This is a genomic window from Kineococcus terrestris, from assembly GCF_041020755.1.
Lineage (GTDB): Bacteria > Actinomycetota > Actinomycetes > Actinomycetales > Kineococcaceae > Kineococcus > Kineococcus terrestris.
The window spans coordinates 140,857-154,986 of the sequence record NZ_JBEUEI010000004.1 but is presented as its reverse complement, the minus strand read 5'-3'; the positions used below and the strand labels follow the sequence as shown (position 1 = coordinate 154,986).

Sequence of the window (14,130 nt, the reverse complement as noted above, 5' to 3'; positions counted from 1 at the left end):
CTACAGGGGCCCGGCGCGGTACCCGACGCCGCGGACGGTGACCACGATCTCCGGGTGCTCCGGGTCGCGCTCGATCTTCGAGCGCAGCCGCTGGACGTGGACGTTGACCAGCCGGGTGTCCGCGGCGTGCCGGTAGCCCCACACCTGCTCCAGCAGCAGCTCGCGGGAGAACGCCTGCCACGGCTTGCGCGCCAGCGTGACCAGCAGCTCGAACTCCAGCGGCGTCAGCGGCAGGCTGCGCCCGTCGCGGCGCACCGAGTGCCCGGCCACGTCGACGACGAGGTCGCCGATGCGCAGCGTCTCCGGCGGCCGCTCGCCCGAGGCGCGCAGCCGGGCCCGCACGCGGGCGACGAGCTCCTTGGGCTTGAACGGCTTGACGACGTAGTCGTCGGCGCCGGCCTCCAGGCCGAGCACGACGTCGACGGTGTCGCTCTTGGCGGTGAGCATGACGATCGGCACGCCGGACTCGGCGCGGATCTGCCGGCACACCTCCATGCCGTCCGTGCCCGGGAGCATGAGGTCCAGCAGCACCACGTCCGGGCGCGCGGCGCGGAAGGCCGCGAGCGCCTCGTCGCCGTCGCTGCAGACGGTGGTCTCGAAGCCCTCGCCCTTGAGCACGATCTGCAGCATCTCGGCGAGCGCGGTGTCGTCGTCCACGACCAGCACACGGCCCTTCATGCCCCCAGTCTGCCCCGCGGGCGCTCCGGCGCGGGGCAGCACGCGCCCACGGCCGCCGCGGGGGTGCCCTCTGGCACGATGACGGGGACCGCGGGCCGACGTCCGCGACCGCACCACGGGGGGACGCCGAGGATGAGCCAGGGGCAGGAGCCGGGGGCACCCGGGCCCGGTGACGGCGGCGGGTGGCACAGCCCCGCCGAGCGCGGCGCGGGCGGCTGGCACGGCCCGGCCGACCCCCCGCCGCCCGGCCCGGCCCCGGTGGCGCCGGACGCCGCGGGCGGGAGGGCCGGGCAGGGCGCGCCGGGCGGCTGGGACGGCGGCGGGTGGCAGGCCCCGCCGGCACCGCCCGCCCCGCCGCGGCCGGGCATCGTGCCGCTGCGGCCGCTGGGCCTGGGCGAGATCTGGGACGGGGCGTTCCGCGCCTTCCGCCTGAACCCGCGCGCCATGGTGGGCCTGTCGGCGCTGGTGGTGGGCGTCACGACGGTCGTCATCGTCATCGCGAACGTCGTGCTGACGCGCGACGTCGTCGGGCTGGCCTCGCAGCTGGAGACGGGCGCGGCGGGGCCGGCGGAGGCGCTGGGCGCGCTGCAGCGCTCGGTGCCGCTGTTCCTGGTCTCCACGCTGCTGCAGGTGGTGGCGGTGCTGGTGCTCAACGGGATGCTGATCCTCGCCGTCAGCCGGGCCGTGCTGGGCCAGCGCACGGGGCTGGCGGAGCTGTGGCGGCTGACGCGGCCGCGGGTCCTCGCGCTGGTGGCCGTCTCGCTGCTGGTGACCGTCGCCGTGCTGGTGCTGGGCGCGCTGCTGCTGGCGCCGGGGATCGCGCTGCTGGCCACGGAGGTCTCCGTGGGCGCCGGGGCGCTGGCGCTGGTGGCCGGGCTGCTGGCCTGGCTGGTGCTGGGGGCGTTCGTCTACGTGCGCTGGGCGCTGGCCACGCCGGCGCTGCTGCTGGAGCGGCTGGGCGTGGGGGCCTCGCTGGGCCGCTCCTGGCGGCTGGTGCGCGGCAGCTGGTGGCGCGTCTTCGGGATCCTGGCGCTGACCAGCGTCGTGGCCACCGTCGTGGTGACGGCCGTGCAGGCGCCCTTCTCCCTGCTCAGCGGGGCCGCGACGTTCTTCAGCGCCCAGGAGGTCCCCGGCACGGCGGAGATCGTGCTGTCGCAGACGGTGACCGGGATCGGGACGCTGCTGGGCAGCGTCGTGGCCTACCCGTTCCTGGCGTCGGTGACGGCGCTGGTCTACGTCGACCTGCGGATGCGCCGCGAGGGCCTGGACGTGGAGCTGCACCGCGCGGCCGCGGCGGGGCCGGGCGGCGACGGGCGGGACCCCGCCGCGTGACCGGCGCCGCGCTCGGGGCCGTCCTCGGGGCCGTCCTCGGGGCCGCCGGCGTGCCCGTCGAGCCGGACCGGGCGGGCGCGCGCGAGCTGCTGGCCCGCGAGCTGGCCGGCGCGGAGTACCGCGAGGCGCGGGCGCCGTGGCTGCTGCGCGCCTGGGAGTGGTTCGCCGACCGGCTGGCGCAGGTGGAGGTGCCCGGGCTGGGCACGAGCTGGACGGGGCCGCTGCTGGTCCTGGTGCTGGTGGCCGCCGTCGCGGTGGCGGTGCTGCTGGCGGCGGGGCCGGTGCGCCGGCAGGCGCGCGCCGCCCGCCCCGACGCGGTGTTCGCGGCCGGCCCGGTCGCGGCGGAGGAGCACTTCCGCGCCGCGGACGCCGCCGCGGCCGCCGGCCGCTTCGACGAGGCCGTGCAGGAGCGCTTCCGCGGCCTGGTGCGCTCCCTGGAGGAACGCGTCCTCATCGAGCGCCGCCCGGGCCGCACGGCCCACGAGGTCGCCGACGAGGCGGCCGCGGCGCTGCCGGGGTGCGCCGGGGAGCTGCGCCGCGCGGCGCGCACGTTCGACGACGTCCGCTACGGCGGGCGGGGCGCCTCGGCGGCCGCCGACGCGGACCTGCGCGCGGTGGTCGAGCGGGTCGCCGCCGCGCGGCCCGCGGCGCCCGAGCGCGCGCCCGGGTCCGGCGCGCCGGTGGCGGCGCCGTGAGCGTCCTCACGGGCCCGGGGACCCGCGGGGCCCCCGCGGGCGGTGCGGGCGCCGCGGCCCGGCCCACCGCCCCCTCGCGCTGGGAGCGCTGGCGCGGGCCGCTGCTGGTCGCCGCGCTCCTCGTCGCCCTGGCGCTGGTGCTGGCGCTGCTGGCGCCCCGCACCTCCCGCGAGCCGCTGGCGGCGGACTCGGTGGCGCCGGAGGGCTCGCGGGCGCTGGCCCGGGTGCTGCAGGAGCAGGGCGTGGACGTGCAGCCGGTGCGCCGCTTCGACGACGCGCTGGCGCGGGTGCGGGACGCGCCGCGGGGCGCCACCGTGCTCGTCACGGCGCCGGAGGTGCTGGTGCCGGAGCGGCTGCGCGCCCTGGCCGACCTGACCGCCGGCGGCACCGACCTGGTCCTGGCCGCGCCGGACGCGCCCGCGCTGGCGGAACTGGCGCCGCAGCTGCGCCCGGCGGGCACGCGCCCGGCCGCCCCGGCGGACCCGGGCTGCGCGGTGCCCGACGCGGTGGCCGCCGGCGAGGTCCTGGCCGGCGGCAGCACGTACGCCGTCGTGGACGGCGCAGAGGGCGCCGGGGACGCGGCCGTCTGCTACGGCGGCTCCTACGCGGTGCTGGACCCGGGCGCGGACGGGCCCGGGCGCGTGGTGGTCCTGGGGCAGCGCCGCGTCCTGACCAACGACGTCCTGGACGAGGACGGCAACGCGGCCCTGGCGCTGCGCGGCCTGGGCACCTCGCCGGTCCTCGTCTGGTACCGGCCCGACCCGCTGGACACCCCGGCCGGGCAGGCGGTGCCGCTGCGCGAGCTGGTCCCGGCGTGGGTGGTGCCGGCCGGGGTCCTGCTGCTGCTGTCGGCCGCCTGCGTGGCGCTGTGGCGGGGTCGGCGGCTGGGCCGCCTGGTGCCCGAGCCGCTGCCGGTGGTGGTGCGGGCGGTGGAGAGCGTGGAGGGCCGCGGCCGGCTGTACGCGCAGGCCGCCGCCCGCGACCGCGCCGCGGAGGCGCTGCGCGCGGCGACCGTGCGGCGGGTGCGGGCCCTGGTGCGGCTGGACCCGCAGGCCCCGGTCGTGGACGTGGCCGAGGTCGCCGCCTGGGAGTGCGGGCGCGACCCGGCCGCGGTGCGGGCGCTGCTGCTGTCCGGGCCGCCGGACGACGACGCGGCGCTGGTGCGCTTGGCCGGGGAGCTGGACGCCCTGGAGCGCGACCTGCGCGGCCGCTGAGGAAGACTCCACCCGACGACACCGGTCGACACCCGTCGGCCGCCCCGGGACCGGCCCGGGGAGCCCGCCACCAGGGAGGCCGCAGCACCGTGAGCGAGACGACCCCGAGCCCCGGCGCGGCGGCCACCGGCGACGCCCCCGACCCCCGCCCCGCCGGCCAGGCCGTCGCCGGGACCGCCGACGAGGCCGTCGAGGAGGCCCGCCGGGCGCTGCGCTCGGTGCGCCAGGAGGTCGCCAAGGCCGTCGTCGGGCAGGACGCGGCCGTCACCGGCATCGTCATCGGGCTGCTGTGCCGCGGGCACGTGCTGCTGGAGGGCGTGCCCGGGGTGGCCAAGACGCTGCTGGTGCGCACCCTGGCCGCGGCGCTGGAGCTGGACACCAAGCGGGTGCAGTTCACCCCCGACCTCATGCCGGGCGACGTGACGGGCTCGCTGGTCTACGACGCGCAGACGGCCCGCTTCAGCTTCCGCGAGGGCCCGGTCTTCACGAACCTGCTGCTGGCCGACGAGATCAACCGCACGCCCCCCAAGACGCAGGCGTCGCTGCTGGAGGCGATGGAGGAGAAGCAGGTCTCGGTGGACGGCCGGCCGCGGCCGCTGCCGGACCCGTTCGTGGTGGCGGCGACCCAGAACCCCGTCGAGTACGAGGGCACCTACCCGCTGCCGGAGGCGCAGCTGGACCGCTTCCTGCTGAAGCTGACGCTGCCGCTGCCCCCGCGCGAGGACGAGGTGGAGGTCCTGGCCCGGCACGCGGCCGGGTTCGACCCGCGCGACCTGGGCGCGGCGGGGGTGCGCCCGGTCGCCACGCCGGAGCAGCTGCGGCTGGCGAGCGCCGCCTGCCGGCGCGTGCAGGTCTCGCGGGAGGTGCTGGGCTACGTGGTGGACGTGTGCCGGGCCACCCGCACGTCCCCGTCGCTGTCGCTGGGGGTGTCCCCGCGCGGGGCGACGGCGCTGCTGGCGACGTCGCGGGCGTGGGCGTGGCTGTCGGGGCGCGACTACGTGTCCCCGGACGACGTGAAGGCGCTGGCGCGCCCGACGCTGCGCCACCGCGTGCAGCTGCGCCCGGAGGCCGAGCTGGACGGCGTGAGCGTGGACGCGGTCCTGGACTCGGTGCTGGGCGCGGTCCCCGTGCCCCGCTGATGGCGCTGACGGGGCGCGCGCCCCTGCTGGTGCTGGCCGGGCTGGTGCTGGTGGCGCTGTGGCCGTCGGCCGCGGCGGTGTGGGCGTGGGCCGGGGTGTGCGCGGCGCTGGTGGCCCTCGACGTGCTGCTGGCGCCCTCGCCGCGCGTCCTGCGGCTGGCGCGCGATCCGCTGCCGGCGGTGCGGGTGGGCGAGCCGCGCGAGGTGGACCTGGTGGTGGCGAACACGGGCCGGCGGCGGCTGCGGGGGGTGCTGCGCGACGCGTGGGTGCCCTCGGCGGGCGCGGTGGACGAGCGGCACCGGCTGGACGTGCCCGCCGGGGAGCGGCGCCGCCTGACGACGGTGCTGGTGCCGACGCGGCGCGGTGACCGGCCCGCGGACCGGGTGACGGTGCGCAGCCTGGGGCCGCTGGGCCTGGCGGCGCGCCAGCGCTCGACGCCGGTGCCGGGGCGGCTGCGGGTGCTGCCGCCGTTCACCTCCCGCAAGCACCTGCCCTCGCGGCTGGCGCGGCTGCGGGAGCTGGACGGGCGCAGCGCGGTGCTGCACCGCGGGCAGGGCACGGAGTTCGACTCGCTGCGCGACTACGTCGACGGCGACGACGTGCGCTCGATCGACTGGCGGGCGACGGCGCGCCGGCAGTCGGTGGTGGTGCGCACGTGGCGGCCCGAGCGCGACCGGCGGGTGCTGCTGGTGCTGGACACCTCCCGCACGTCGGCGGCGCGGATCGGCGGGGGCACCGGGGAGGGCCCGGCGGGGGTGGAGGTGCGCCTGGACGCGGCGATCGAGGCGGCGCTGCTGACGGCGGCGCTGGCCGGGCGCGCCGGGGACCGGGTGGACCTGGTGGCGCACGACCGGCGGGTGCGGGCGCGGGTGCGGGGCTCCTCGCGCACGCAGCTGCTGCCGCAGCTGGTGGAGGCGCTGGCGCCGCTGGAGCCGGCGCTGGTGGAGGCGGACTGGGACGCGGTGGCCGGGGAGGTGAACGCGCTGGCGCGCCAGCGCGCGCTGGTGGTGCTCATCACGGCGGTGGACACGTCGGTGCTGGACTCGGGGCTGCTGACGGTGCTGGAGCAGCTGGGCGCGCGGCACACGGTGGTGCTGGCCTCGGTGGAGGACCCGGCGCTGGCGCAGCTGGCGCGCTCGCGCGCGGACGCGGAGCAGGTGTACGCGGCGGCGGCCGCGGAGGCCGTGGTGGCCGAGCGCTCGGCGACGTCGGCGCTGCTGCGGCGCCTGGGCGTGGAGGTGGTGCACGCCGCGCCGGACGACCTGGCGCCGGCGCTGGCGGACACGTACCTGGCGCTGAAGGCGGCGGGCCGGCTGTGAGCTCCCCCTCCCGCCCGCGCGGCGGGCTCCTGCGCTCGGTGCTGCGCCGGCAGCGGCGGCCGGTGGCGGTGGGCACGCTGTCCTCGACGGTGCACCAGACGTGCGAGGCGCTGGTGCCGGTGGCGATCGGCCTGGCGGTCGACCGGGCGGTGGCGCCCTCGGACCCGGTGGCGGCGGCGCTGGCGGTGGGCGGGGTGCTGCTGCTGTTCGCGGTGCTGACGTCGGCGGGCGCGTGGGCGTTCTGGACGCTGGACGCGGCGCGGATGCGCGAGGCGCACCTGCTGCGGGTGGAGGTGCTGGGCGCGGTGCTGGGGCACCCGGGCGCGGTGCGCGAGCGCAGCAGCGGCGACGTGCTGAGCGTGGCGACGTCGGACACCCGGCACGTGGCGGAGGTGGTGCCGCTGCTGACGTACCTGACGTCGGCGACGGCGGGCCTGGTGGTCTCGGCGGTGGTGCTGCTGCGCATCGACGTGGTGCTGGGGGTGGGTCTGCTGGTGGCGGTGCCGCTGCTGGTGGTGGGCCTGCAGGCGCTGGCGCCGCGGCTGGAGGGGCGCGTGCACGAGCGGCAGCGGGCGGCGGGGCGCGCCTCGGCGGTGGCCGCGGACCTGCTGGCGGGGCTGCGGGCGCTGCGCGGGGCGGGCGGGGTGCCGGAGGCGGTGCGCCGCTACGCGCGGGTCAGCCGCTCGTCGCGGGACGCGGCGGTGGGGGCCGCGGGGGCGACGGCGACGCTGACGGGCGCGAGCACGGCGGCGACGGGGCTGCTGCTGGTGGCCACGGCGGCGGCCGCGGGCACGGCGGCGCTGGACGGGCGGATCAGCGTGGGCGAGCTGGTGACGGTGGTGGGCGCGGCGTCCTTCCTGGCGGACCCGGTGCGCACCGTCACGGCGAGCGTGCAGGGGCTGGCGGTGTCGCGGGCGGGCGCCCGGCGGGTCGCGGGCCTGCTGCGGGAGGTGTCGGCGGTCCCGTCCCCGGCGGCGGCGCCGGACGCGGCTGGACCTGCGGCTGCCGGTGGCGCGGACGACCTGGTGCCGGCGCCCGGGGAGGTGCTGGGCGTGGTGGTGGCCGACCCGGTGCTGGAGGAGGTGGTCGTGGCCCGCTGCGCGGCGGGCCGGGCGGCGGACGAGGTCCTGGCCGAGCCGCACGCGGTGCACCTGCTGGGCCCCACGCTGCGCGAGGCGCTGGACACCGGCCGCGGCGGCGCGGCGGGCGGGCAGGTCGGCGTGGCGGCGGCGCTGCGCGCGGCGGCCGCGGAGGACGTGGTGGCGGCCGTGCCGGGCGGGCTGGACGGCGAGCTGCTGGACGCGGGCGCGAACCTGTCGGGCGGGCAGCGCCAGCGGGTGGCGCTGGCCCGCGCCCTGGTCGCGGACCCGCCGCTGCTGGTGCTGCGGGACCCGACGACGGCGCTGGACGCGCTGACGGAGGACGCGGTGGCGCGGGGCCTGCGCGCGCTGCGGCACGAGGACGGGCGGGGCGCGCGCAGCACGGTCGTGCTGACGTCGTCGCCGCTGCTGCTGGGCCGCTGCGACCGGGTGGTGCTCGTCGCGGCGGACGGCGCGGTGCGCTCGGGGACGCACGCGCGGCTGCTGGACGAGCCGGCCTACGCGGCGGCGGTGCAGCGGTGAGCGGGGGCGCGCTGCCGGTCGCGACGGGCCGGCGCACGCTGTCGGTGCTGCTGGCGACGGCCGCGGCGGACCGGCGGGTGCTGGTGCCGGCGGTGGTGAGCACGACGGTGGCCAGCGCGGGCCTGGTGGCGATGCCGCTGCTGCTGGGCGAGGTCGTCGACGTGGTGGCGCAGCAGCGCCCGGCGTCGCGGCTGTGGTGGCTGGTGGCGGCGCTGGCGGCGGTGGCCGTGGTGACGAGCGTGGCGGCGGCCCGCTCGCGGGCGCGCTCGGAGCAGCTGGGCGTGCACGTGGCCGCGGACCTGCGCGAGCGGGTGGTGGACCGGGCGCTGCGGATGGACGCGCGGACGCTGGAGCGCGCGGGCACGGGGGACGTGGCCTCGCGGGTGACGGAGGACGTGGAGCTGTTCACGGCCTCGGCGCAGCTGGCGGCGACGGTGCTGACGTCGGCGGTGACGGTGGTGCTGTCGGCGGTGGGGTTCGCGGCGCTGGACTGGCGGCTGGCGCTGGCGTTCGCGGCCGTGGTGCCGGTGCACGTGCTGGCGCTGCGCAGCTACCTGCCGCGGGCGCAGCCGCGCTACGCGGCGGAGCGGCGCGCGGCCTCGGACCGCTCGCGGGTGCTGCTGGAGTCCCTGCACGGCGGGGCGACGGTGCAGGCGTACCGGATGGCGGCGCTGCAGACGGAGCGGGTGCGCGAGGCGTCGGCGCGCACGGTGGGCGCGGGCCTGGCGGCGCTGCGCACCTTCGCGCGGCTGTCGGTCTCGATGAACGCCGCGGAGGCGGTGGGCCTGTCCGCGGTGCTGCTGACGGGCTTCTTCCTCGTGCGCGCGGACGAGGTGACGGTGGGCGCGGTGACGGCGGCGGCACTGCTGTTCCACCGCCTGTTCGGCCCGCTGGGCGTGCTGCTGCTCAGCTTCGACGACGTGCAGCGGGCGGGGGCGGCGCTGGCGCGGCTGGTGGGCGTGGCCGACCTCGAGCCGCCGCCGGCGGGGGCGCCGCGGCCGCTCGTGCGGCCGGTGGCGCTGTCGGCGCGCGGGGTGCGCCACCGCTACGCCTCCGGTGAGCAGGAGGGCCCGGAGGTGCTGCGCGGGGTGGACCTGGACGTCCCGGCGGGCGCGTCGCTGGCCGTGGTGGGCGGCAGCGGGGCGGGCAAGACGACGCTGGCGGCGGTGCTGGGCGGGGTGTTCCCGCCCACGGCCGGGCAGGTGCTGGTCGGCGGGGTGCCGCTGGCGCAGCTGGACCCGGAGCAGGTGCGCGAGCGGATCGCCGTGGTGGCGCAGGAGACGCACGTGCTGACGGGCACGCTGCGCGAGGACCTGACGGTGGCAGCGCCGGGCGCCCCGGACGAGGACCTGCGCGCGGCGCTGGCGCGGGTGGGCGCGGACGGCTGGGTGCGGGCGCTGCCGGAGGGCCTGGACACGCGCGTGGGGGCGGGCGAGCACCCGCTGACACCGGCGCAGGCGCAGCAGCTGGCGCTGGCGCGGGTGCTGCTGCGCGACCCGCCGGTGGTGGTGCTGGACGAGGCGACCGCGGAGGCGGGCAGCGCGGGCGCGCGGGACCTGGAGCGGGCGGCGCTGGCCGTGGTGGCCGGGCGCACGGCGGTCGTGGTGGCGCACCGGCTGAGCCAGGCGCGCGCCTGCGACCGGATCGCGGTGGTGGCCGGCGGGCTCCTCGTGGAGACCGGCACCCACGAGGAGCTGGTGGCGGCCGGCGGCGGGTACGCGCGGCTGTGGCGGGCGTGGTCGTCGACGGCGGGCGTGCCGGGCGGTGCGGACGGGGTGGGCGAAATCCGTTGATCGCGCCGGGCGCGCCCGCCACGATCACCGGGTGAGCGCTCCCCTCGACGACGACCAGCGGCGCTTCGTCGCCTCGTTCCGCGCCTTCCTGGACCAGGTCGTGCACGACGCGCGCCTGGCGGTCAGCGGCACCGGCCCGACGCTGGCGGACGTCGTCTCGGAGCACCTGGGCGCGGACGCGACGCGGCTGCCGGTGGTGCGCGAGGAGGTGCGCGAGCACCAGTACGTCGACGTGGACGTGGCGCTGGCGGCGCTGGCCGCGGAGCACGGCGGGGAGCGCGTCGTGGGTGTGGGCGGCGGCGACCAGCGGCACCACAGCAGCTTCGGCGACCTGCTGAGCGGCGTCTTCGCGCGCTTCGAGGTGGCGGCCGTGGACCACGTGCACCTGCCGACGGGCCCGGACACCTCGCGGCGGGCGGTGGGCTTCGGGGTGCGGCTGCTGCGGGTGGACGGGGTGCCGGTGGCGGTGCTGCAGCGCTCGGCGCACCGGCAGTACGGGCGCGAGCCGGGGCTGGAGGTGGTGGCCGCGCAGGAGGGCACGGCCGCCCGGCTGCTGGAGGAGGTGCGCCGCACCGCGCTGGAGCGCAGCGTGCTGCGCGGGCAGGTGCTCTCGTTCGACGGCTCGCCGTACGACCCGGCGGCGGGGGGCATCACGTTCCTGCGGCGGCCGTCGGTGGCGGCGGCCGACGTCGTGCTGCCCGAGGGCGCCCTGGAGCGGGTGGTGCGGCACGTGGTCGGTGTCGGGGAGCAGGCGCAGCGGCTGACGGCGGCGGGCCAGCACCTCAAGCGCGGCGTGCTGCTGCACGGTCCGCCGGGCACGGGCAAGACGCACACGGTGCGGCACCTGCTGTCGGTGACGCCGGGCACGACGGCGGTGCTGCTGTCGGGGCTGGGCCTGCGGCACGTGGCGACGGCCGCGCACCTGGCGCGGGCGCTGCAGCCGGCGCTGGTGGTGCTGGAGGACTGCGACCTGGTGGCGGAGGACCGCAGCCAGCACGCGGGCGACCAGCCGCTGCTGTTCGAGCTGCTGGACGCCATGGACGGCCTGGACGGGGACGCGGACGTGGCGTTCCTGCTGACGACGAACCGGGCGGACCGCCTGGAGCGGGCGCTGGCGCAGCGCCCGGGCCGGGTGGACCTCGCGGTCGAGGTCCCGCTGCCGGACGAGCGGGCGCGGCGCGCGCTGCTGCGCCTGTACGCGCGGGGGCTGCCGCTGTCGCCGGCGGCGCTGGACGCGGCGGCGGTGCGGGCGGCGGGCACGACGGCGTCGTTCACCCGGGAGCTGCTGCGCCGGGCGGTGCTGCTGGCGGCCACCGACGGGCGCGAGGTGGCCGACGGCGACCTGGCGGCCGCGCTGGAGGAGCTGCTGTCGGACGCGGAGGCCCTCACGCGCGCGCTGCTGGGCAGCGGCGGGCGGACGGCGGCCGGACCGGCGGAGGTGGACGGGGCGCTCGACCCGGACGTGGGCTGGGACGACTTCGCCTGACGGGGACCGGCCCCGCGTGAGAGTCCTCTCACGCGGCCCTCACGGGAGCGTCATCCGGCAGCGCCACGGTGGTCGCGTGCGCACTCCGGTGGTGGTGACCCTCCTCGCCGCGAGCGCCGTGGGGGTCACGGCGCTCGGGCTGGCGATGGCGTCCGCGCAGGACCCGTCCCGCGACCTCGGCGGCACGGTGGTCGTCTCGGCGTCCCCGCGGGCGGGTGAGCCGGGGCCGCCGGACGGGCCCGCGGACCCCTCGGGCGACCGCGCGCCGGCCCCGGCGGACGTGTCCCCGGACGCCCCGCCCGGCGGGGACGACGTCCCGGCGCCCGGTCCCCCGGCCCCCGCGCCCGCGGAGCCGGCCCCGGCGCCCGCGCCCGCCGAGCCGGCCCCCGCGCCCGCTCCCCCACCGCCGCCCGCACCGGCGCCCGCCCCGGCGCCGGTGGTCCCCGTGCCGCCGCCGCCCGCCGTCGTGGTGGGCGACGACGACGGGGACGACGACGGGCGGGACGACCGGGATGACGACGGGGACGACGACGGCGATGATGACGACGACTGACGGGCCGCCCGCGACCGCGGCCGGCCCGCCGCCCGCGCCCCGCACCACGTCCACCGGGCCCACCGGGCCGCCGGTGGCGGGTGCCGCGCCGAGCCGGAGGACGACGACGACCGTGAGCCCTCCCGACCCGCCGCGCCCCGGTGCGCCCGCCCACCTGCGAACCCGCCTGCGGCGGGTGTTCCGCACGGTGCGCGCGCGGGTGCTGACGGCGGTGCTGGCGGCGACGGCGCTGGGACTGGCGGTGGCGGGGGTCGTCTCGCACGCGGTGCAGGAGGACGTGGCGCGCGCGCGGATCGACCGCTCGCTGGACCAGGAGGTCGCCGAGCTGCGCGAGCTGGCCGCCAACGGCTACGACGGGGTGCGGTTCGCCTCGGTGGCCGAGCTGCTGCGCGCGAGCATCCGCAACGACCTGCCGGACGCGAACGAGTCGGCGGTGGGGATCGTGGTGGGCGGGCAGACGTACGCCCCGGCGACGCGGCCGTTCGAGCTGGAGGACTCCCCGCGGGTGCGGGAGCTGGCCGCGGCGGTGACGCCGGACGCGGCGCCGGTGCGCGAGACGGTCGAGACGGCGGCGGGCTCGACGCGGATCGTGGCGGTGCCGGTGTCGCTGCCGGGCGGTGCGCCGGGCGAGCCGGTGCTGGGCCTGTACGTGGTGGGCCACGCGGTGGAGCCGGAGCTGCGCGCGGTGGCGGACAACGCCCGCACGTTCGCGGTGGTCGCGCTGGGCGCGCTGCTGGCGGTGGCGGCGGTGGCGTGGCTGGTGACGGCGCGGCTGCTGCGGCCGCTGGACGACCTGCACGCCACGGCGGTGGCGGTGGGCGCGGCGGACCTGTCGCGGCGGGTGCCGGTGCACGGCGACGACGACGTGGCGGACGTGGCGCGCAGCTTCAACGAGATGCTCGAGCGGCTGGAGGAGTCGTTCGCGACGCAGCGGCGGTTCCTGGACGACGCCGGCCACGAGCTGCGCACGCCGCTGACGATCGTGCAGGGGCACTTGGAGCTGGTGGACGTCGCGGACGCGCGGGACGTGACGGAGACGCGCGCGCTGGTGCTGGACGAGCTGGACCGGATGACGCGCCTGGTGGACGACCTGACGCTGCTGGCGAAGGCGCACCAGCCGAACTTCGTGGCGCTGCGGCCGGTGGACGCCGGGCAGCTGCTGGACGAGGCGTTCGACAAGGTGGTGCCGCTGGGCGAGCGGCGCTGGCGGGTGGACGCGCGCGCGGACGCGGAGGTGGTGGCGGACCCGCAGCGGGTGCAGCAGGCGCTCATCCAGCTGGTGTCGAACGCGGTGAAGTTCTCCGGCCCCGGGGACCTGGTGGCGCTGGGCAGCGCGGTGCACGGGCGCGACCTGCTGCTGTGGGTGCGCGACTCCGGCCCGGGGATCGCCCCGGAGGACGTGGAGCGCATCTTCGAGCGGTTCGGGCGCGCGGAGACGGGCCGCGGCGTGGAGGGTTCCGGGCTGGGCCTGGCGATCGTGTCGGCGATCGCGGAGGCGCACGGCGGCCGGGTGGACGTGGCGAGCCTGCCGGGCGCGGGGGCGACGTTCACGCTGGTGCTGCCGCTGCGCCCGGTGGACGCGGAGGGACCGGCGGCGGACGCGGACGTCGTGGTCGCGGGGGGTGCGGCGTGACGAGCGTGCTCATCGCCGAGGACGAGGCGCGGATCGCGGCGTTCGTGGAGAAGGGTCTGCGCGCCAACGGGTTCGCGACGACGGTGGCGCCGGACGGGCGCACGGCGCTGGACCTGGCGAGCACCGGGGAGTTCGACCTGGTGGTGCTGGACATCGGCCTGCCGGTGATGGACGGGTTCACGGTGCTGCGCCGGCTGCGGCAGACGAAGCTGCCGGTGCCGGTGGTGGTGCTGACGGCGCGCGACGACGTCAGCGACACGGTGGCGGCGCTGGAGGGCGGCGCGGACGACTACGTGACGAAGCCGTTCCGGTTCGAGGAGCTGCTGGCGCGGGTGCGGCTGCGGCTGCGCCAGGACCGGGCGGCGGAGGTGACGCTGCTGTCGGCCGGTGACCTGCAGCTGGACCTGCTGACGCGCACGGCGGCGGTGGCGGGGCGCTCGGTGACGCTGTCGAGCCGGGAGTTCGCGCTGGCGGAGGCGTTCCTGCGCCACCCGGGGCAGGTCCTCTCGCGCGAGCAGCTGCTCAGCTCGGTGTGGGGCTACGACTTCGACCCGGGCTCGAACGTGGTGGACGTGTACGTGCGGTACCTGCGCAAGAAGCTGGGCGCGGACCGGGTGGAGACGGTGCGCGGCATGGGGTACCGGCTGCGCACGCACTGACCCGGGC

General features: G+C 79.0%; 12 protein-coding genes. 11 read left to right on the top strand and 1 reads right to left on the bottom strand.

The genetic code is table 11. The annotated features are described in order from the left end of the window. The gene (gene mtrA, locus AB8M62_RS04455; protein WP_369055072.1) at positions 1-678 is read right to left on the bottom strand and encodes an MtrAB system response regulator MtrA; all 678 of its coding nucleotides are present in this window, start codon (positions 676-678) and stop codon (positions 1-3) included. Between the two features lie 132 nt (positions 679-810). On the opposite strand from mtrA, the gene AB8M62_RS04450 reads away from it, so the two are divergent. The 11 genes from AB8M62_RS04450 to AB8M62_RS04400 all read left to right on the top strand — a co-directional run bounded on the left by AB8M62_RS04450 (position 811) and on the right by AB8M62_RS04400 (position 14,123). After that, on the top strand, positions 811-2,010 hold the full coding sequence (locus AB8M62_RS04450; protein WP_369068759.1) for a hypothetical protein: 1,200 nt from the start codon (positions 811-813) through the stop codon (positions 2,008-2,010). Then, a complete protein-coding gene (locus tag AB8M62_RS04445) occupies positions 2,007-2,705 on the top strand; it encodes a DUF4129 domain-containing protein (protein ID WP_369068758.1) in 699 nt (232 codons plus the stop codon). The genes AB8M62_RS04450 and AB8M62_RS04445 overlap by 4 nt, the downstream gene beginning before the upstream one ends. Next, positions 2,702-3,919, top strand: coding sequence for a DUF4350 domain-containing protein (locus AB8M62_RS04440; RefSeq protein WP_369068757.1), 1,218 nt, complete (start codon positions 2,702-2,704; stop codon positions 3,917-3,919). The genes AB8M62_RS04445 and AB8M62_RS04440 overlap by 4 nt, the downstream gene beginning before the upstream one ends. Before the next feature lie 89 nt (positions 3,920-4,008). Then, positions 4,009-5,058, top strand: coding sequence for an AAA family ATPase (locus tag AB8M62_RS04435; RefSeq protein ID WP_369068756.1), 1,050 nt, complete (start codon positions 4,009-4,011; stop codon positions 5,056-5,058). Continuing rightward, positions 5,058-6,377: a DUF58 domain-containing protein gene (locus AB8M62_RS04430; RefSeq protein WP_369055078.1), complete on the top strand. Its 1,320-nt coding sequence runs from the start codon at positions 5,058-5,060 to the stop codon at positions 6,375-6,377. The genes AB8M62_RS04435 and AB8M62_RS04430 overlap by 1 nt, the downstream gene beginning before the upstream one ends. Beyond that, positions 6,374-7,999, top strand: coding sequence for an ABC transporter transmembrane domain-containing protein (locus AB8M62_RS04425; RefSeq protein ID WP_369055079.1), 1,626 nt, complete (start codon positions 6,374-6,376; stop codon positions 7,997-7,999). Before AB8M62_RS04430 ends, AB8M62_RS04425 begins: the two co-directional genes overlap by 4 nt. Then, the gene (locus AB8M62_RS04420) at positions 7,996-9,792 is read left to right on the top strand and encodes an ABC transporter ATP-binding protein (RefSeq protein ID WP_369055080.1); all 1,797 of its coding nucleotides are present in this window, start codon (positions 7,996-7,998) and stop codon (positions 9,790-9,792) included. Before AB8M62_RS04425 ends, AB8M62_RS04420 begins: the two co-directional genes overlap by 4 nt. A 31-nt stretch (positions 9,793-9,823) precedes the next feature. Then, positions 9,824-11,278 carry an AAA family ATPase gene (locus AB8M62_RS04415; RefSeq protein ID WP_369068755.1) on the top strand — a complete coding sequence of 485 codons (1,455 nt, stop codon included), beginning with the start codon at positions 9,824-9,826 and terminating at the stop codon, positions 11,276-11,278. 76 nt (positions 11,279-11,354) lie between these two features. Further along, positions 11,355-11,831 (top strand): hypothetical protein, encoded by a 477-nt coding sequence (locus AB8M62_RS04410; protein ID WP_369055083.1) that lies wholly within the window; start codon positions 11,355-11,357, stop codon positions 11,829-11,831. Positions 11,832-11,943: 112 nt separating this feature from the next. Beyond that, on the top strand, positions 11,944-13,464 hold the full coding sequence (locus tag AB8M62_RS04405; protein ID WP_369068754.1) for a sensor histidine kinase: 1,521 nt from the start codon (positions 11,944-11,946) through the stop codon (positions 13,462-13,464). Then, a complete protein-coding gene (locus AB8M62_RS04400; protein WP_369055086.1) occupies positions 13,461-14,123 on the top strand; it encodes a response regulator transcription factor in 663 nt (220 codons plus the stop codon). Before AB8M62_RS04405 ends, AB8M62_RS04400 begins: the two co-directional genes overlap by 4 nt. Positions 14,124-14,130: the final 7 nt, after the last annotated feature.

What these genes read in the sequence shown, in the direction of transcription:
- mtrA (WP_369055072.1), bottom strand. Translation starts at nt 678, where the DNA reads ATGAAGGGCCGTGTGCTGGTCGTGGACGACGACACCGCGCTCGCCGAG.
- AB8M62_RS04450 (WP_369068759.1), top strand. Translation starts at nt 811, where the DNA reads ATGAGCCAGGGGCAGGAGCCGGGGGCACCCGGGCCCGGTGACGGCGGC.
- AB8M62_RS04430 (WP_369055078.1), top strand. Translation starts at nt 5,058, where the DNA reads ATGGCGCTGACGGGGCGCGCGCCCCTGCTGGTGCTGGCCGGGCTGGTG.